The sequence below is a fragment of the Streptomyces sp. NPDC020983 genome (genome assembly GCF_044333485.1).
In the GTDB taxonomy this organism is placed as follows: domain Bacteria; phylum Actinomycetota; class Actinomycetes; order Streptomycetales; family Streptomycetaceae; genus Actinacidiphila.
Map to the genome: position 1 here is coordinate 1 of NZ_JBIRRA010000004.1, position 17434 is coordinate 17434.

At 72.5% G+C, this 17434-nt stretch carries 14 protein-coding genes and 1 rRNA gene; 11 read left to right on the plus strand and 4 right to left on the minus strand.

All coding sequences use genetic code 11. The features are described 5' to 3' along the window. Positions 1-180 precede the first annotated feature (180 nt). Positions 181-297: ribosomal RNA gene (gene rrf / locus ACH4SE_RS09180) — 5S ribosomal RNA — on the plus strand. Between the two features lie 185 nt (positions 298-482). On the opposite strand, the gene ACH4SE_RS09185 is transcribed toward rrf, so the two are convergent. Next, the gene (locus tag ACH4SE_RS09185; RefSeq protein ID WP_398542693.1) at positions 483-1952 is read right to left on the minus strand and encodes a hypothetical protein; all 1470 of its coding nucleotides are present in this window, start codon (positions 1950-1952) and stop codon (positions 483-485) included. Between the two features lie 116 nt (positions 1953-2068). Here ACH4SE_RS09185 and mtnA point away from each other — a divergent pair, with 116 nt between their 5' ends. From mtnA to ACH4SE_RS09220, 7 genes are all read left to right on the plus strand, one after another. Beyond that, positions 2069-3133, plus strand: a complete 1065-nt coding sequence (mtnA, locus tag ACH4SE_RS09190) for an S-methyl-5-thioribose-1-phosphate isomerase (RefSeq protein WP_398542694.1) — start codon at positions 2069-2071, stop codon at positions 3131-3133. A 147-nt stretch (positions 3134-3280) separates the two neighbouring features. Next, complete coding sequence (mtrA, locus tag ACH4SE_RS09195; RefSeq protein WP_106966605.1) at positions 3281-3970, plus strand: MtrAB system response regulator MtrA; 690 nt, start codon at positions 3281-3283, stop codon at positions 3968-3970. A gap of 1 nt (position 3971) precedes the next feature. Then, entirely contained in the window at positions 3972-5951 is a 1980-nt protein-coding gene (gene mtrB, locus ACH4SE_RS09200; protein ID WP_398542695.1) for an MtrAB system histidine kinase MtrB, read from the plus strand. Beyond that, positions 5951-7789 carry an LpqB family beta-propeller domain-containing protein gene (locus tag ACH4SE_RS09205; RefSeq protein WP_398542696.1) on the plus strand — a complete coding sequence of 613 codons (1839 nt, stop codon included), beginning with the start codon at positions 5951-5953 and terminating at the stop codon, positions 7787-7789. Before mtrB ends, ACH4SE_RS09205 begins: the two co-directional genes overlap by 1 nt. An 85-nt stretch (positions 7790-7874) precedes the next feature. After that, complete coding sequence (locus ACH4SE_RS09210; protein WP_398542697.1) at positions 7875-8552, plus strand: ComF family protein; 678 nt, start codon at positions 7875-7877, stop codon at positions 8550-8552. A gap of 308 nt (positions 8553-8860) precedes the next feature. Beyond that, positions 8861-9547, plus strand: a complete 687-nt coding sequence (gene hpf / locus ACH4SE_RS09215; protein ID WP_398542698.1) for a ribosome hibernation-promoting factor, HPF/YfiA family — start codon at positions 8861-8863, stop codon at positions 9545-9547. Positions 9548-9694: 147 nt separating this feature from the next. Continuing rightward, positions 9695-10426 carry a response regulator gene (locus ACH4SE_RS09220; RefSeq protein WP_398542699.1) on the plus strand — a complete coding sequence of 244 codons (732 nt, stop codon included), beginning with the start codon at positions 9695-9697 and terminating at the stop codon, positions 10424-10426. A gap of 60 nt (positions 10427-10486) precedes the next feature. Here ACH4SE_RS09220 and ACH4SE_RS09225 read toward each other — a convergent pair whose 3' ends face one another. Together ACH4SE_RS09225 and ACH4SE_RS09230 are read right to left on the minus strand one after the other, a co-directional pair. Next, on the minus strand, positions 10487-11674 hold the full coding sequence (locus ACH4SE_RS09225; RefSeq protein WP_398542700.1) for a winged helix-turn-helix domain-containing protein: 1188 nt from the start codon (positions 11672-11674) through the stop codon (positions 10487-10489). 88 nt (positions 11675-11762) lie between these two features. Beyond that, complete coding sequence (locus tag ACH4SE_RS09230; protein WP_398542701.1) at positions 11763-12365, minus strand: GNAT family N-acetyltransferase; 603 nt, start codon at positions 12363-12365, stop codon at positions 11763-11765. Positions 12366-12582: 217 nt separating this feature from the next. Between ACH4SE_RS09230 and secA the strand changes: the two genes are divergently transcribed. Continuing rightward, positions 12583-15378 carry a preprotein translocase subunit SecA gene (gene secA / locus ACH4SE_RS09235; protein ID WP_398542702.1) on the plus strand — a complete coding sequence of 932 codons (2796 nt, stop codon included), beginning with the start codon at positions 12583-12585 and terminating at the stop codon, positions 15376-15378. A gap of 63 nt (positions 15379-15441) precedes the next feature. On the opposite strand, the gene ACH4SE_RS09240 is transcribed toward secA, so the two are convergent. After that, positions 15442-15957, minus strand: coding sequence for an Rv3235 family protein (locus ACH4SE_RS09240; protein WP_398542703.1), 516 nt, complete (start codon positions 15955-15957; stop codon positions 15442-15444). A gap of 138 nt (positions 15958-16095) precedes the next feature. Between ACH4SE_RS09240 and ACH4SE_RS09245 the strand changes: the two genes are divergently transcribed. Next, positions 16096-16602, plus strand: coding sequence for a DUF6912 family protein (locus ACH4SE_RS09245; protein WP_398542704.1), 507 nt, complete (start codon positions 16096-16098; stop codon positions 16600-16602). A gap of 170 nt (positions 16603-16772) precedes the next feature. Continuing rightward, the gene (locus ACH4SE_RS09250; protein WP_398542705.1) at positions 16773-17426 is read left to right on the plus strand and encodes an HAD family hydrolase; all 654 of its coding nucleotides are present in this window, start codon (positions 16773-16775) and stop codon (positions 17424-17426) included. Positions 17427-17434: the final 8 nt, after the last annotated feature.

The window sequence follows — 17434 nt, forward strand, 5'->3', positions numbered from 1 at the left end:
TGGGTTGATAGGCCGGATGTGGAAGCCCTGTAAGGGGTGGAGCTGACCGGTACTAATAGGCCGAGGGCTTGTCCTCAGTTGCTCGCGTCCACTGTGTGGTTCTGAAACAACCAGCCACCATGATCCTCCCCAGGGTTTTGTTCCTGTGGGGTGTGGGTTGTGGTGTGTGTTTCATGGTGTTTCGGTGGTCATAGCGTTAGGGAAACGCCCGGTTACATTCCGAACCCGGAAGCTAAGCCTTTCAGCGCCGATGGTACTGCAGGGGGGACCCTGTGGGAGAGTAGGACACCGCCGAACAAATATTGAAGGAGCCCCGCTCCCGGATCTGATTCCGGGAGCGGGGCTCTTTGCTTTTCCCAGGGGGTCTTTGCGTGGTCCATGGTCCCTGGTCCATGGACCAGGTGCCAGGTGCCAGGGCCACCGCAATGCCCGTACGCACGAAGGGGGCCGCCCTCCCGCAGGAGGGCGGCCCCCTTCGTACGTCAGCGGCGGGCGCCGGGCGGTGTGGCGGGAGGCTCGTAACCGGGGACGTTCGCGGCGCGGGCGAGGTCGATGTCCAGGGCCTCGCGGCGGATGCGCTGGTCGACGTACAGCAGGGAGACGGCGCTCGCGCTGATCGGCAGGGTGAGGACGGAGGCGATGACGCCGCCGAGCGCCGTGATGAGGACGGTGGGCCAGTCGGGCGTACCGTCCGTGGAGAAGAGGCCGCCGTTCCCGTTGCCCACGGCGTCGGCGAGGGTGTTCACGGGGAGCTGGATGACGAGTGACGCGACGCCGGTGACGAGCACGACGAGCAGCTGCACGCCGAGGACCCGCCACCAGGAACCGCTGACGAGCTTCACCGAGCGCCTCACCGCCGTCCGGATGCCCTGCCTTTCGAGGACGAGGGCCGGGGCGGCCAGGTTCCACAGGTTCCATTGCCACAGGCAGACGACCGCGGCCGCCACAAGGCCGAGGGACGCGAGTGAGGCGCCACCGTCCTCGGAGCCGGCCCAGGCGACCAGGGCGCCGGGGAGGACTGCCACCGCGATGACGGCGACCAGCGCGAGCGGCAGCAGCACGGCGAGGCCGAGGAGCTGCGGCAGCCGGGGGCGGAGCTCCTGCCAGGAGCCGCGGACGGAGACCGGGCGGCCCAGGACGGCGCGGCTGACCACGACCGTGAGCAGCCCCGAGGTGAGGATGACGCCGAACACGCTGGTGAGCATCACCAGGAAGGACGCCCCGGCGCTGCCTCCGAGCGCGTGCGCGATGTCGCCCATGCTCGGGTCGGACTCGTTCTTGAGGTCGTCGAGGCGGCCGTCGTCGAGCAGGTACTTGCTGGCCAGTGCGCTGGCGCCCTCGGTCAGCACCGCGACGCCGGCGACCAGGAGGATCGCTGTGCGCCAGTGGGCGCGGAAGGTGGCGAAGGCCCCGCTGAGGATCTGGCCGGCGTCGAGCGGGCGCAGGGGGACGACACCGGGCTGGGGTGCTGCGGGGATGGTGCCCCAGCCGGTCGGCGGGGGTCCGTAGTAGGGGACGTTGGGGCCCCAGCGGGGGCCGCTGCGGTCGGGGTCGGGCGGGGACTGGGGAGTCCACTGGCCACTCCAGCCGCCCGTGTACGGACCTGGCTGCGGGGGCACGGGCGCCGGGGGAGGCGGGGGCTGCTCGGCGGCGGGTGCGGGGGGCTCGGGGGTGGCCGAGGCCTGCCACGTGCCGGCCGGGGGCTGCTGCTGCGACCAGTTGGCCGTTGCGGGCGCGGGCGCGTCGGAGCCGGGGCTCTGCGGTGCGCCGGGGGCGTCGTCGGGGACCTCCGGAGTGCCCGGCGAGGCGGCTGAGGCGCCGGCGGCCGTGTCCGGGGTGGCGCCGCCGCTGCCCGGCGGCGCTGCGGGAGGCGTGTCCTCGGTGCTGTCGCCGCTGCCCGGATCCGGGGATCCGGACGATCCGGGCGAGGCCCAGCCCGGAGTGTTGGTCATCGGAGGCTGCCCTTTCGTATGTGCTGTCCTGTGTGTCCTGCGGGTACGGGTGCCCGTACCCGCGCCATCGTGTCACGGGCTGCCGCTGGGCGGACCGGGCAGGGCAGACTGGACGGATGGACGATCACCTCGTGGATTCCGCTTCCGTCCCGGTCCCCGCGCTGCGGTGGGAGGAGCCGCCGGAGGGCCCGGTCGTGGTGCTGCTCGACCAGACCCGGCTGCCCCGGGAGGAGGTCGAGCTGGTGTGCACGGACGTGCCGGGGCTGGTGTCGGCGATACGCCGGCTGGCCGTGCGGGGGGCGCCGGTGCTCGGCCTCGCGGGGGCGTACGGGGTCGCGCTCGCGGCGGCCCGCGGCTTCGACGTCGAGGAGGCGGCCGACCAGCTGGCGCACGCGCGGCCGACGGCGGTGAATCTGGGCTACGGCGTGCGGCGGGCGCTGGAGGCCTGGCGTGCGGCCTCGCCGGAGCGGGCCGCGGCTGCGGCTCTCGCCGAGGCGCGCGCGCTGCACGCGGAGGATGCGGCGGCGAGCACGGAGATGGCCGCGCGCGGGCTGGGCCTGCTGGAGGAGCTGTCGCCCGGTGGGGGCTACCGGATCCTGACGCACTGCAACACCGGCGCCCTGGTGTCGGGCGGGCAGGGGACGGCGCTGGGTGTCGTCCTGGCGGCGCACCGCGCGGGCCGGCTGCGGCGGCTGTGGGTGGACGAGACGCGGCCGCTGCTGCAGGGCGCGCGGCTGACGGCGTACGAGGCGGCGCGGGCCGGGATGCCGTACACGCTGCTCGCGGACAATGCCGCCGGGTCGCTCTTCGCGGCGGGGGAGGTGGACGCGGTGCTGGTCGGGGCGGATCGGATCGCGGCGGACGGTTCGACGGCGAACAAGGTGGGGAGTTATCCGCTGGCGGTGCTCGCCCGCTACCACCGGGTGCCCTTCATCGTGGTGGCGCCGTCGACGACCGTCGATCCGGCCACCGCGGACGGCGCCTCGATCGAGGTGGAGCAGCGCCCCGGGAGCGAGGTGACCGACCTCGCGCCGTCACCGCTGGGCGCGCAGGCCTATAATCCGGCTTTCGACGTCACCCCGCCGGAGCTGATCACCGCGATCGTCACGGAGAACGGTGTGGCGTCACCCGTGACCGCCGCGAGTCTCGCGTCGGTGGGCGCACAGCAGACCGTTCGGTGACGTTCCGTCGATCGTTGGACGCGGGACGTTCCGTCCGTTATCCACAGGCTGCACATGGGGGGCAGCGCAAGTCCGCACAAGCGGGGACAATAGTCGCATAGCGTGACCTTGATCACCAAAGGTCACCATTATCGATATGCAAATGGGATGATGGTCGGTATGAAGGGACGTGTCCTGGTCGTCGATGACGACACCGCGCTGTCAGAGATGCTTGGCATCGTGCTGCGCGGAGAGGGTTTCGAGCCGTCGTTCTGCGCCGACGGCGACAAGGCGCTTGCCGCTTTCCGGGAGGCCAAGCCGGATCTGGTCCTGCTCGATCTGATGCTGCCGGGGCGGGACGGTATCGACGTCTGCCGGCAGATCAGGGCGGAGTCGGGTGTCCCGATCGTGATGCTGACGGCGAAGAGCGACACCGTTGACGTGGTCGTCGGGCTGGAGTCCGGCGCGGATGACTACGTCATCAAGCCGTTCAAGCCGAAGGAACTGGTCGCGCGCGTCAGGGCGCGGCTGCGCAGGGCCGAGGAGCCCACGCCCGAGCAGCTGACCATCGGCGATCTGGTGATCGACGTGGCCGGCCACTCGGTCAAGCGCGACGGGCAGCCGATCGCGCTGACCCCGCTGGAGTTCGACCTGCTGGTGGCGCTCGCGCGCAAGCCGTGGCAGGTCTTCACCCGCGAGGTGCTGCTGGAGCAGGTGTGGGGGTACCGCCACGCGGCGGACACCCGCCTGGTGAACGTGCACGTGCAGCGGCTGCGCTCCAAGGTCGAGCAGGACCCGGAGCGCCCCGAGATCGTCGTGACCGTCCGAGGGGTCGGCTACAAGGCGGGACCGGGCTGACATGCGCAGACCGTACGAGCGTGAGCTGCTGGAGGGCCGGCTCGCGGACCCGATGCGGGGCCTGCTGCCGGTCATCCGCTCGTGCGTGCGCTGGGCACGGCGGCCGCTGCAGCCGGCGTCCCGGCTGTGGCGGCGCAATCTCCAGCTGCGGGTCGTCGCCTTCACGCTGCTGATGTCCGTCGGCGTGGTGCTGCTGCTCGGTTTCGTCGTGATCGGCCAGGTCCGCAACGGCCTGCTCGACGCGAAGGAGAAGGCCTCGGTCAAGCAGGCCATGAGCGGCTTCTCCCTCGTCCAGAACATGGTGACGCAGGGCGGCCAGGAGCTGGACGCGACGAGCACCGGCGGCCAGGTGGGCGGGAACGACAAGCAGATCGACTCCGGGACGTGGATCACCCAGCTGACCCAGCAGCTCTCCAGCGGCGGCAAGGGCGTGTACTGGATCGTCGCGCTCAGCCCGGGCGGTGCGGAGGATTCCGGCCCGCAGGGCGGCGACACCAGCCCGCGTGGAGCGCGCACCTCGGGTGTCCTGCCGAAGAAGACCATCTCGCCGGCACTCAGCAGCGCCGTCGACAAGTCCGCCGGCGCCATGAAGCAGTACACGACGGTGTACACCGACGACGGCGAACCGCCGCGGTCGGCGCTCGCCGTGGGCAAGCGCATCACGGATCCGAACGGGCGCGAGGTCCAGCTCTACTACCTCTTCGCCTTCGACCAGGAGCAGAAGACGCTCGGCCTGGTCAAGGGCACGCTGGCGACGGCCGGGATCTTCGTGGTGGTGCTGCTGGGCGCGATCGCGTGGCTGGTGACGCGGCAGGTGGTCACGCCGGTGCGGATGGCCGCGGGGATCGCCGAGCGGCTGGCCGCGGGCCGGCTCCAGGAGCGGATGCAGGTCTCCGGCGAGGACGACATCGCCAGGCTCGGCGAGTCCTTCAACAAGATGGCGCAGAACCTCCAGGTCAAGATCCAGCAGATGGAGGACCTGTCGCGGATGCAGCGCCGCTTCGTCTCCGACGTCTCGCACGAGCTGCGGACTCCGCTGACGACCGTGCGGATGGCCGCGGACGTCATCCATGACGCGCGCTCGGACTTCGACCCGGTGACGGCACGCTCCGCGGAGCTGCTGCAGAACCAGCTGGACCGCTTCGAGTCGCTGCTGTCCGACCTGCTGGAGATCAGCAGGTTCGACGCGGGCGCCGCGGAGCTGTCCGCGGAGCCGATAGACCTGCGTGAGGTCGTGCGGCGGGTGGTGGACGCCGCCGAGCCGCTGGCCGAGCGCAAGGGCAGCACCGTGCTGATACGCGGCGACGCCCAGCCGGTGGTGGCCGAGGCCGATCCGCGCCGGGTCGAGCGGGTGCTGCGCAATCTGGTGGTCAACGCGATCGAGCACGGTGAGGGCCGCGACGTGGTCGTGCGGCTCGCGACGGCGGACGGCGCGGTCGCGGTGGCGGTGCGGGACTACGGCGTCGGGCTCAAGCCGGGTGAGGCGACCCGGGTGTTCAACCGGTTCTGGCGGGCCGATCCCGCGCGGGCGCGCACCACGGGTGGGACGGGCCTGGGCCTGTCGATCGCGGTGGAGGACGCGCGGCTGCACGGCGGCTGGCTCCAGGCGTGGGGCGAGCCGGGTGGCGGCTCGCAGTTCCGGATGACGCTGCCGCGGACGGCGGGCGACAGTCTGCGTACGTCGCCGCTCCCGCTGGAGCCGGACGACTCGCGCCGCAACCGCGGGCTGACCGCTCCGGGAGGGGCGGCGGCCGCGGGGTCGCCGGTCGTGCCCGGACCGCGTGACGGTTCGGGTCCGGCGGGCAACGGGGCGCCCGGCCAGGCGCACCGCAGGGACGTGGGATCGCCGCGGCCGCCGCTCATCCCGCCGATGCCGTCCGGTGCGCCCGCGCGGCCGCCCACGGCAGATCCGGCGGCGCTGCCGGGCAGCGGGGCACGGGTCGTCGGTCACCGGGACGCGGTTCGGAAGGACGAGATCTGATGGCACTGCTGGGGGGCCGCGTGGGCCGGGCGGCCAGGGTGGCGCTGCCGCTGTCCGCGGCACTGCTGCTGGCGGGGTGCGCGTCCATGCCGGGCGGCGGCGAGGTCAGCAAGGTCGACGACAGCCAGCAGGCGGAGGGCGACACGCAGGTGCGGGTGTTCGGCATTCCGCCGCGGCCGGGTGAGTCGCCCACGGAGATCGTCAACGGCTTCCTGGAGGCCACCACCAGCGGCGAGGCCGATTTCGCCACCGCCAAGCAGTATCTGGCGGCGGACCTGAAGAAGCGCTGGGATCCGCTCGCCGGCATCACGGTGCTGTCCGCCGTACCGCGGGCGCCGACGATGTCCGATCCGGGTGCGAAGGCGACGGAGGAGACCGTCCCGCTGGACGCCGAGCAGACCGCGAAGGTGGACGCGAAGGACGCCTACCAGCTCTCGGTGAACGATTTCCACGAGCAGGTCCACCTGGTCAAGCAGGGCGGCGAGTGGCGGATCGACGGCCTGAAGGACGGCCTGGTCCTCTCCGCCGCCGACTTCCAGCGCATATACCACTCGGTGAACATGTACTACTTCGCCGTCCAGGGGGCCGGTGACCCCCGCGGCAGCGGCGGCAGGACGCTCATCGCCGATCCGGTGTACCTGCGCCGGCAGCAGCCGGACACGCTCTCGGCGACGGTCACCGCGCTGCTCGGCGGTCCGAGTACGTGGCTGGCGCCCGCGGTCACCACGGCCGTCCCGGCCGGCGCGCGGCTGCACGACGGCCGGACGACGAGCGTCTCGCTGGACGACTCGCAGCGCCTGCGGGTGCGGCTGGACAAGGCGGACGGCCTGCACGGGGAGGCGTGCCTGCGGCTCGCCGCCCAGCTCTTCGCCACGGTGCAGGGTCAGTCGTCGGTGCAGCTGTCCTCGGTGGAGGTGCAGCGCACGGACGGGGCCGAGGCGTGCACGCTCGGCAGCGGGGAGGCGAAGCAGTACGGGCCGGGCAATCTCGTCGGCACGACGGGGGAGCAGTTCTACATCGGCTCGCAGAAGCACAATCTGCTGGTGCGGCAGGGGACCAGTACCTCCGGCTTCCCGGTGCGGGGGCCGTTCGGTGCCGACAAGGCCGGGCTCCGGTCGGTCGCCGTGCGCCGGGACGGGCAGCTGGCCGCGGCGGTCAGGTCCGACGGGCGCCAGCTGGTCGTGAGCGCGCTGATGGACGGCGCCGCTGTCCGGACGGCACCGCTGACGAGTGCGGCGCAGGACCCGAAGAACGGGCTGAGCGCGCCGAGCTGGGACGGTTACGACGACCTGTGGGTGGCCGACCGCAATCCCGCGGCCTCCCGGCTTTACGTGCTCCCCGGCGGTACGGGGCAGCCCTCGGTGGTCGACGTCCCGGGACTGCAGGGGCGCATCCAGTCCCTGCGGGTGGCCTCCGACGGGCTGCGGATCGCGCTGGTGGTGGCGTCCGAGGACGGCAAGGACCGGCTGATGCTGGGCCGGGTCGAGCGAGGGGGGACCGTCGCACAGCCTGAGTTCGCCGTGCGGGACCTGCTCGACATCACCCCGTCCGAGCAGAGCGTGGTCTCGGTGTCCTGGGCCGGCGCGAGCCGGCTGGTCGTGCTCGGCAGCGATCCGGAGGGCAGCGGGCAGCAGATCCAGTGGGTCAGCACCGACGGGTCGGTGTCGCCCGCGACGGACACCATCGGTGAGGCGGATTCGGTGGCGGCGTCGGAGAACCCGGACCAGAGGGACGTGTCGCTGCTCGCCTCGTCCCACGACAGCGTCTACTGGCAGTCGCCGGACCTGAACTGGAAGAAGGTCACCCCGGCCGGCGGGAGCCCCGTCTACCCGGGCTGAGGGGCCCTTCCGGCCGGCAGGAGTTGTCCACAGCCCTCGAACGGGTGACTGGCAGCGCACCCCCGCGCGGCCCCACAGTTGGTTCATGCGGGGCTGGTGGCAGGAGATCGCCGGGCTGGTGCTCCCGGCGGACTGCGCGGGCTGTGGCCTGCCGCGTACGGAGTTGTGCGGGCGCTGCCGCGGGCTGCTGGGCGGAGCGGCCTCGGTGCGGCGGGTACGCCCGGTGCCCGAGCCGCCGGGTCTGCCGCCGGTGTGCGCGGCCGCGCGGTACGGCGACGAGGTGCGGGCCGTGCTGCTGGCGCACAAGGAGCGGGGCGCGCTGGGGCTGGCGCGTCCGCTGGGCGGGGCCCTCGCCGCGGCGGTGGCGGGGCTGGGGGTCGCCGGGGCGGTGCTGCTGGTGCCGGTGCCCTCCGCGCGGCGGGCGGTGGCGCGGCGGGGCCACGACGCGACCGCCCGGATGGCCAGGGCGGCCGCGGCGGTACTGCGCGGGCAGGGCACCGCGGCGCGGGCGGCGGTGCTGCTGCGGCACCGCAGGCTGGTCGCCGACCAGACCGGGCTCGACGCGGCCGGGCGGCTGGCCAACCTGTCGGGTGCGATCGAGGCGGCCGGGGGCTCGGCGGGGCTGCTGGCGGCGGTGCCGGTGGTGCTGGTGGACGATCTGGTGACGACCGGGACGTCACTCAGTGTGGCCGCGCGGGCGGTCACGGTGGCGGGAGGCAGGGTGGCGGGGGCGGCTGTGGTGGCGTGCGCCGACGGCCGGTGAAAATCCACTCCGATGCGTGTCGCCGCTGGTGGGGGCTGTAACGGTTCACTCGAACGGAGGTAGCCGGTCGCTGCGGATGCCGACTTCCGCACTCCGGGACTATGTTCGGGGTAGAGGGATGACAGCGCCATGGGGTGATGATCTTCCTCGTGGGGCAGGAGGAGGTGAAAGCCGCAGCTCCGCGGTTCCCGGCAGATCGGGAGGCGGAGCGGCTGCCGACGCAGTGCCGGGCGGGACTGTTCCCGGGCCGGCCTCAGCGAAAGGGACCGCCGCCGGTCACCCGGCGGGGTCCGGGAACGGAGTTCTGCGTGGACATCGTCGTCAAGGGCCGCAAGACCGAGGTGCCCGAGCGGTTCCGGAAGCACGTGGCCGAGAAGCTGGACAAGATCCAGAAGCTCGACGGCAAGGTGATCAGCCTCGACGTCGAGGTGTCCAAGGAGCTCAACCCGCGGCAGGCGGAGCGTGCCGACCGCGTGGAGATCACGCTCAATTCGCGCGGGCCGGTGATCAGGGCGGAAGCCGCCGCAGCCGACCCGTACGCCGCGCTGGACGTCGCGGTGACCAAGCTGGAGGCGCGCCTGCGCAAGGCCGCGAGCAAGCGCCACACGCGCCGCGGAGCGGGCCGGATCCCCGCCGCGGACGTACCCTCCGTGGTCTCCGACGCGGCGTATCTCAACGGGGAGGGGGAGCTCGTCGGCAGCCCGGCCGAGGAGGACGACGTGCCGACCAGGCGGATGGGGTCGCTGGAGGTGCGTGGCGAGGGCCCGCTGGTGGTCCGGGAGAAGACGCACGCGGCCGCGCCCATGGGGCTCGAGCAGGCGCTCTACCAGATGGAGCTGGTCGGACACGACTTCTACCTCTTCGTGGACGCCGACACCAAGCAGCCGAGCGTCGTCTACCGGCGGCACGGTTACGACTACGGCGTCATCCACCTGGACTCCGACGAGGCGATGACGCAGGCCCCCGGTGGTGCGGGCGGAGCGCTGCGCCGCTGAGCGGCGCGGTGCGGCGGCGGCCGAGACGGGCCGACCGCTCGGTACGGCAAGGCGGTGCCCCCGGGTTCTCCCTGGGGGCACCGCCGCGCCAGGACGTGAAATGCTGGACCAGCAGTGGGGCAACTGCGGTCTGACGGGGAGGAATTGATGCCGGAATTCGCGCACCGGGCTGCCGGCGGGAGCGACCGCGACCCCGATGCGGACGGCCCACCACCCGCCGAGCCGATCAGGGTCCTGGTCGTCGACGACCACGCGCTCTTCCGGCGGGGTCTGGAGATCGTGCTCGCGCAGGAGGAGGACATCCAGGTCGTCGGCGAGGCCGGGGACGGCGCGGAGGCGGTCGAGAAGGCCGCCGACCTGCTGCCCGACATCGTGCTGATGGACGTGCGGATGCCGCGCCGCGGCGGTATCGAGGCGTGCACCTCCATCAAGGAGGTGGCCCCCAGCGCCAAGATCATCATGCTGACGATGAGCGACGAGGAGGCCGATCTCTACGAGGCGATCAAGGCCGGGGCGACCGGCTACCTCCTCAAGGAGATCTCCACCGACGAGGTGGCCACCGCGATCCGCGCGGTGGCGGACGGGCAGTCGCAGATCAGCCCGTCGATGGCGTCCAAGCTGCTGACCGAGTTCAAGTCGATGATCCAGCGCACCGACGAGCGGCGGCTGCTGCCCGCGCCCCGGCTCACCGACCGGGAGCTGGAGGTGCTCAAGCTCGTCGCCACCGGGCTGAACAACCGCGACATCGCCAAGGAACTGTTCATCAGCGAGAACACCGTGAAGAACCACGTCCGCAACATCCTGGAGAAGCTGCAGCTGCACTCCCGGATGGAGGCCGTGGTCTACGCGATGCGGGAGAAGATCCTGGAGATCCGCTGATCCGCCGGGCCCGCCCTCCGCGGTGGGCCCGGCGGCCGGTGGACCCGGCGGGTCAGCGGCTCAGCGGCGGTCGTGGGTGCGCCGGAGGGCGCTCTCCAGCGGCTCACGCAGTGTCTCCGGCAGCACCCGCTCCACCCGGGCCTCCACGCAGCCCACCCAGCCCGCCGCCTCCGCGATGGCGTCCGCCGCGGGCTGCACCGCCTTCGGGCCGTCCAGCGTCACCTGCCGGGCGACCAGCGTGCCGCCCTCCCTTGCCGGGTCGACCCGGCCCACCAGCCGCCCGCCCGCCAGCAGCGGCATGGCGAAGTAGCCGTGCACCCGCTTCGGCTTGGGGGTGTAGGCCTCCAGCCTGTGGGTGAAGCCGAAGATCCGCTCCGTCCGCGGCCGGTCCCACACCAGCGAGTCGAAGGGCGACAGCAGGGTCGTGCGGTGCCGGCCGCGCGGCTCGGACGCCAGCGCCGCCGGATCGGCCCACGCGGGCTTGCCCCAGCCCTCGACCTCGACGGGCACCAGGCCCGTGCTGTCGATGACCGCGGCGACCTGCTCGCCCTTGAGGCGGTGGTAGTCGGCGAGGTCGGCGCGGGTGGCCACGCCCATGGCCGCGCCGGCCTGGGCGACCAGCCGCCGCATGCACTCGGTGTCGTCCAGCTCGTCGTGCAGCAGTTCGGCGGGGACGGCGCGCTCCGCCAGGTCGTAGACCCGCTTCCAGCCGCGCCGCCGGGTGCAGACGACCTCGCCGGTGTCCAGCAGCCACTCGACGGCGATCTTCGTCTCCGACCAGTCCCACCACGGGCCGCCGTTCTTGGCGCCGCCCAGATCCGTCGACGTCAGCGGACCGTCGGCCTTCAGGCGGTCCAGGACGGCGGCGCAGGAGCGCTCGGCGTCCGCCAGCACGTGCCAGCGGTGGCCGCGCGCCCGGCGGGCCCGGCGGCGGAAGGCGAAGTGCGGCCACTCCTCGATGGGCAGGATGCACGCGGCGTGCGACCAGTACTCGAAGGCGTGGTCGTCCGACCAGTAGGCCTGCTCGACCGCCTGCCGGCCGATCGCCCCCAGCCGCGCGTAGGGGACCAGCTCGTGCGAGCGTGCCAGCACCGAGATGGTGTCCAGCTGCACGGCCCCGAGGGCGCGCAGCACGCCTCGGGCGCCGGCCCGCCGGTCGGGAGCGCCGAGGAGGCCCTGGGCGCGCAGGGCGATCCTGCGGGCCTCGTCGGCGGACAGGGAGAGCTGGGGAGGGGGCAGCGCTGTCATGCGGGCCAGGCTAGGGGGACCCACTGACAATCGGCTCCGGCCTGCTCACGACCCCTCCCGGCGGCTGCGCGGGGGCGCCCGTCCGGGGTCAGTCCGCCGGGTGCCCGGGGTCGTACGGCAGGTACGGGGCCTGTGCCGGCAGGCCCAGGTCCGTCGGGAGCAGGGCGCCGACCCAGGCGTCCCGGCGGGTGCCGCGCTGTGCGACCTTGGCGCGCTGCACGCCCTCCATGACGAAGCCGAGCCGCAGCGCGACCGCGCGCGAACCCTCGTTCCCGGCCTCGGCGTACCACTCCAGCCGTTCCACGCCCAGGTCTTCGAACGCCCAGCGGCACACCGCGCGGGCCGCCTCGACCGTGTAGCCCCTGCCGCGCTGCTCCTTCACCGTCCAGAAGCCGAGTTCCGCCTGGCGCACGGGCGCGGCCAGTTGCCCGAGCCTGACCAGGGCCATCGAACTGACCAGGGTGCCGCTCGCGCGGGTGAAGACGCCGAAGTTGTACATGGTGTCGTCCTGCCACCCCAGCGGGCTGAGCCGCTGGACGAAATCCGCCGCGTGCTCGCGGGTGTACGGCGACGGCACGCTGGTCCAGCGCGGGATCTCGGGGTCCTGGCACGCGGCGAGCACCGCGTCGGTGTCGGCCGGCTCCAGCGCGCGCAGGTACAGGCGCTCGGTGGTCAGGGTGACGGGTTCCATGGGCGGCGTGCACCTTTCTCCGGGGCCGTCGGGCGGCTCTGCGGCGAGTATCGCGGGCCCCGGAACCACGGGAAAACCGTTTTGCCGCCGCCGGGCCTCCCGGCCCGATGCTCTCCTCGCTTACGATGGCCGTTGCAGCAGGGCCCCGGCAGACAAAACCCCTGCTGTGCCCCGCGCGGCAACCGCGCCAGGCCCGACCGGCAAGGAGCCAGCCTACGTGTCCGTCATCACCAAGATCATGCGTGCAGGCGAAGGCAAGATCCTGCGCAAACTGCACCGCATCGCGGACCAGGTCAATTCCATCGAAGAGGACTTCGAGAGCCTTTCCGATGCCGAGCTGCGGGCTCTCACCGACGAGTACAAGGAGCGGTACGAGGGCGGCGAGAGCCTCGACGACCTGCTGCCCGAGGCGTTCGCCACGGTACGCGAGGCCGCGCGGCGCGTTCTGGGCCAGCGGCACTACGACGTGCAGCTGATGGGCGGCGCCGCCCTGCACATGGGCTACGTCGCGGAGATGCGCACCGGCGAGGGCAAGACGCTGGTCGGCACCCTGCCCGCGTACCTCAACGCGCTGTCCGGCAAGGGCGTGCACCTGATCACCGTCAACGACTACCTCGCCGAGCGCGACTCGGAGTGGATGGGCCGGGTGCACCGTTTCCTCGGCCTCACGGTGGGCTGCATCCTCTCCAACCAGTCGCCGGCCGAGCGCCGCGAGATGTACGCGTGCGACATCACCTACGGCACGAACAACGAGTTCGGCTTCGACTACCTGCGCGACAACATGGCCTGGTCGCAGGACGAACTCGTCCAGCGCGGCCACAACTTCGCGATCGTCGACGAGGTCGACTCGATCCTCGTCGACGAGGCCCGCACGCCGCTGATCATCTCCGGCCCCGCCGACCAGGCCACCAAGTGGTACAGCGACTTCGCGCGCCTGGTGCGCCGGCTGAACCGCGGTGAGGCAGGCGGCATCGGCAAGGAGGAGACCGGCGACTACGACGTCGACGAGAAGAAGCGCACCGTCGCCATCCACGAGTCCGGCGTGGCCAAGGTCGAGGACTGGCTGGGGATCGACAACCTCTACGAGTCGGTCAACACCCCGCTCGTCGGTTACCTGAACAACGCCATCAAGGCCAAGGAGCTCTACAAGAACGACAAGGACTACGTCGTCATGGACGGCGAAGTCATGATCGTCGACGAGCACACCGGCCGTATCCTCGCCGGCCGCCGCTACAACGAGGGCATGCACCAGGCGATCGAGGCGAAGGAGGGGGTGGACATCAAGGACGAGAACCAGACGCTCGCCACGATCACCCTGCAGAACTTCTTCCGCCTCTACACCACGCTGTCGGGCATGACCGGTACGGCCATGACCGAGGCCGCCGAATTCCACCAGATCTACAAGCTGGGCGTGGTGCCGATCCCGACGCACCGTCCGGTGGCGCGGATCGACCGCCCGGACCTGATCTACCGCACGGAGGAGGCGAAGTTCGAGGCGGTCGTCGAGGACATCGTCGAGAAGCACGAGAAGGGCCAGCCGGTGCTGGTCGGCACCGTGTCCGTCGAGAAGTCCGAGTACCTGTCGGCCCAGCTGTCCAAGCGCGGTGTGCCGCACGAGGTGCTGAACGCCAAGCAGCACGACCGTGAGGCGTCGATCGTCGCGCAGGCCGGCCGCAAGGGCGCGGTCACCGTGGCCACCAACATGGCCGGCCGCGGTACCGACATCAAGCTCGGCGGCAACCCCGACGACCTGGCCGAGGCCGAGCTGCGGCAGCGCGGTCTGGACCCGGTCGAGCACGTCGAGGAGTGGGCCGCGGCCCTCCCGGCGGCGCTGGAGCGTGCGGAGGAGGCCGTCAAGGCCGAGCACGAGGAGGTCGTCGAGCTCGGCGGGCTGTACGTGCTGGGCACCGAGCGGCACGAGTCGCGGCGTATCGACAACCAGCTGCGCGGCCGCTCCGGCCGCCAGGGCGACCCGGGCGAGTCCCGCTTCTACCTCTCGCTGGGCGACGACCTGATGCGGCTGTTCAAGGCGCAGATGGTGGAGCGCGTGATGTCGATGGCCAACGTGCCCGACGACGTGCCGATCGAGAACAAGATGGTCACCCGTGCCATCGCCTCGGCCCAGTCGCAGGTCGAGCAGCAGAACTTCGAGATCCGCAAGAACGTCCTGAAGTACGACGAGGTGCTCAACCGGCAGCGCGAGGTCATCTACGGCGAGCGGCGCCGCGTCCTGGAGGGCGAGGACCTGCAGGAGCAGGTGCAGCACTTCATGGACGACACGATCGACGCGTACATCGACGCCGAGACGAGCGAGGGCTTCGCCGAGGACTGGGACCTCGACCGGCTGTGGGGCGCCTTCAAGCAGCTCTACCCGGCCAAGGTGACCATCGAGGAGCTGGAGGAGGAGGCCGGCGACCGCGCGGGCCTCACCGCCGAGTTCATCGCCGAGGCCGTCAAGGAGGACATCCACGCGCAGTACGCCGAGCGGGAGAAGTCGCTCGGCGAGGAGATCATGCGCGAGCTGGAGCGCCGCGTGGTCCTGTCGGTGCTGGACCGCAAGTGGCGCGAGCACCTCTACGAGATGGACTACCTCCAGGAGGGCATCGGCCTGCGTGCCATGGCGCAGCGCGACCCGCTGGTGGAGTACCAGCGTGAGGGCTTCGACATGTTCACGGCCATGATGGACGGCATCAAGGAGGAGTCCGTCGGCTACCTGTTCAACCTGGAGGTCCAGGTCGAGCAGCAGGTCGAGGAGGTTCCGGTGCCGGCCGACGTCCAGGACGAGGTGCCGTCGCTGACCAAGGAGCGCCCGGAGATCCGTGCGAAGGGCCTGGAGGCGCCCAAGCGCGCCGACCGGCTGCACTTCTCCGCGCCGACGGTGGACGGCGAGGGCGGGGTCGTCGAGGGCGAGTTCGCCGGTGCCCCGGCGGACGCCGCGCCGGCCGCCGAGGACGGCTCGACGCGCGCCGAGCGGCGCAAGGCCGCCAAGGGCGGGCGGCGCCGCAAGAAGTAGCGGCAGCGCCGCCACGACGACCGGCCGGGGGCCGGGCCCCGCGGGGCCCGGCCCCCGGCCGCGTCATGCGGCCTCCACGGCGGTGCAGCGCCAGCGCTCGGGCCCGTAGCCGGTGGCGGCGTCCGGTCCGCCGGGCTCCAGCCGGAAGGCCAGCGCGCGGAAGACGTCCTGGCCCAGGCACACCACCGCGCAGACCTCCAGTGCCCCGCCGGCCGTGCGGAAGGGGTAGCAGCGGTACACGAAAGGGGTACGGCCGCGGGCGCCGCGCGGGCGCCAGTCCGCCCGCCGCGCGTGCAGCTCCCACAGCCGCTGGTACGCCTCGTCGCGGACCTTGCCGGCCAGCGTCGTCAGCGGCTGCCGCCCGGTCAGGACGTCCAGCAGCCGGCCGGCGAACCAGTCGTGCGGCGACTGCGGGCGCAGCACCCCGCCGGGCACCCGGCCCGCGGGCGGGCGGCCGGCGGGACGGCGCGGGTCCCGGCGCCCGGGAGGTGCCGCGCCCGCGCCCCCGGGCCTGCGGGGCGGTGCGCCGGCGGCGGGGCGCGGGGCGGAGGCGGCGGGCTGGTGCGGTGGCTGCGGCACGGTGGCTCCCCAAGATCGTTACCGGCTGGTAGTCCGGTTCTAGGGGGCTCCGCGACGGGCGGGCAAGCGCGAGCGGCGGTGCGCGGAGCCGCCGCGGAATTCACCTATCAGGCTGGTTGCGCACGTATGCTTCACGCCATGCGCGTCTATATTCCGACGACCATTGCGGGACTCGCCGAGGCGTACAAGGCGGGTGAGGTGGGGCCCGCTCCGATCGACGCCTTCGCCGTGACGCCGAGCCTGCGCGAGTGGTACGTCTCCGACGACATAGAGGAACTGGAGTACGCGGCGCTGACCCGGGCCGCCCAGGCGTCGCTGCGGCTGCTGGCCGTCCAGCCCGGCCTGCCGCGCCGCCGTACCGTCGTCGCCGTGGACGTGCCCGACGCCGCCGTGCGCTTCGACCCCGACCGCGCCCTGGACCCGGCCGCGCTGGGCGAGGTGCGGCTCACCCGCCCGGTGCCGCTGTCCGACGCGGCGGCCGTCCACCTGGACGCGGACGACGCCGAGGAGGACGTGTCCGCCGCGGCGGCCGCGCTCGGCGCCGCGGACGCGGGGGACGACGACGCGCAGTTCACGGTGGACGGCGCCGAGGACCACGAACTGCTCTGGTACGCGACGCAGGAGATCCCCAACCTGATCGGGTGAACGGCCGGTCCGCCCCGCGGCCCATCACCCGTATGTGCGGACCGTCCGACCGTCCGATGGTGCGGCCTTCCGATCTTCCGACGGTCGGAAGGTCCGGACGTCCCACCGCGGGTGGGGTTGTCCACAGGCTGTGAGACCGGCCGGGGACTCACGCGAGTACGGTTTCTTCCATGAGCACGCACCTCGTGTGGGACTGGAACGGAACCCTCTTCCACGACATCGACGCGGTGATCGAGGCCACCAACGCCTCCTTCGCCGAGCTCGGACTGCCCCCGATCACCCTCGAGCGCTACCGCGAGCTGTACTGCGTGCCCGTGCCCCGGTTCTACGAGCGGCTGATCGGCCGGCTGCCGTCCGACGCCGAGTGGGAGGTCATGGACAGCACCTTCCACCGGCACTACTGGCGGCTGGCCGGGTCCTGCCGCCTGGCCGAGGGCGCCGCCGAGCTGCTCGCCGCACGGCAGGCGGCGGGGGTCACGCAGTCGCTGTGCTCGCTGGCACCGCACACCGAGCTGGTGCCGGTCGTGGCCGCGCACGGCATCACCGGGCACTTCCTGCGGGTCGACGGCCGCACCGGGGCCTCGACGGCCGGCAAGTCCGAGCAGATGCTCCGCCACATCCGCTCGCTCGGCGGCGTCGACCCGCGCCGCGTCGTGGTGATCGGCGACGCCCTGGACGACGCGGCCGCCGCCGCGCACGTCGGCGCGCACGCCGTCCTCTACACCGGGGGTTCGCACAGCAGAGCGGCCCTGGAGGCCGCCGGGGTGCCGGTGGTGGACTCCCTGGCCGAAGCGGTCGAGCAGGCCGAGCGAATAGCGTCCTGACGGATCGC

What these genes read in the sequence shown, in the direction of transcription:
- ACH4SE_RS09185 (WP_398542693.1), bottom strand. Translation starts at nt 1,952, where the DNA reads ATGACCAACACTCCGGGCTGGGCCTCGCCCGGATCGTCCGGATCCCCG.
- mtnA (WP_398542694.1), top strand. Translation starts at nt 2,069, where the DNA reads ATGGACGATCACCTCGTGGATTCCGCTTCCGTCCCGGTCCCCGCGCTG.
- mtrA (WP_106966605.1), top strand. Translation starts at nt 3,281, where the DNA reads ATGATGGTCGGTATGAAGGGACGTGTCCTGGTCGTCGATGACGACACC.
- mtrB (WP_398542695.1), top strand. Translation starts at nt 3,972, where the DNA reads ATGCGCAGACCGTACGAGCGTGAGCTGCTGGAGGGCCGGCTCGCGGAC.
- ACH4SE_RS09205 (WP_398542696.1), top strand. Translation starts at nt 5,951, where the DNA reads ATGGCACTGCTGGGGGGCCGCGTGGGCCGGGCGGCCAGGGTGGCGCTG.
- ACH4SE_RS09210 (WP_398542697.1), top strand. Translation starts at nt 7,875, where the DNA reads ATGCGGGGCTGGTGGCAGGAGATCGCCGGGCTGGTGCTCCCGGCGGAC.
- ACH4SE_RS09220 (WP_398542699.1), top strand. Translation starts at nt 9,695, where the DNA reads ATGCCGGAATTCGCGCACCGGGCTGCCGGCGGGAGCGACCGCGACCCC.
- ACH4SE_RS09225 (WP_398542700.1), bottom strand. Translation starts at nt 11,674, where the DNA reads ATGACAGCGCTGCCCCCTCCCCAGCTCTCCCTGTCCGCCGACGAGGCC.
- ACH4SE_RS09230 (WP_398542701.1), bottom strand. Translation starts at nt 12,365, where the DNA reads ATGGAACCCGTCACCCTGACCACCGAGCGCCTGTACCTGCGCGCGCTG.
- ACH4SE_RS09245 (WP_398542704.1), top strand. Translation starts at nt 16,096, where the DNA reads ATGCGCGTCTATATTCCGACGACCATTGCGGGACTCGCCGAGGCGTAC.
- ACH4SE_RS09250 (WP_398542705.1), top strand. Translation starts at nt 16,773, where the DNA reads ATGAGCACGCACCTCGTGTGGGACTGGAACGGAACCCTCTTCCACGAC.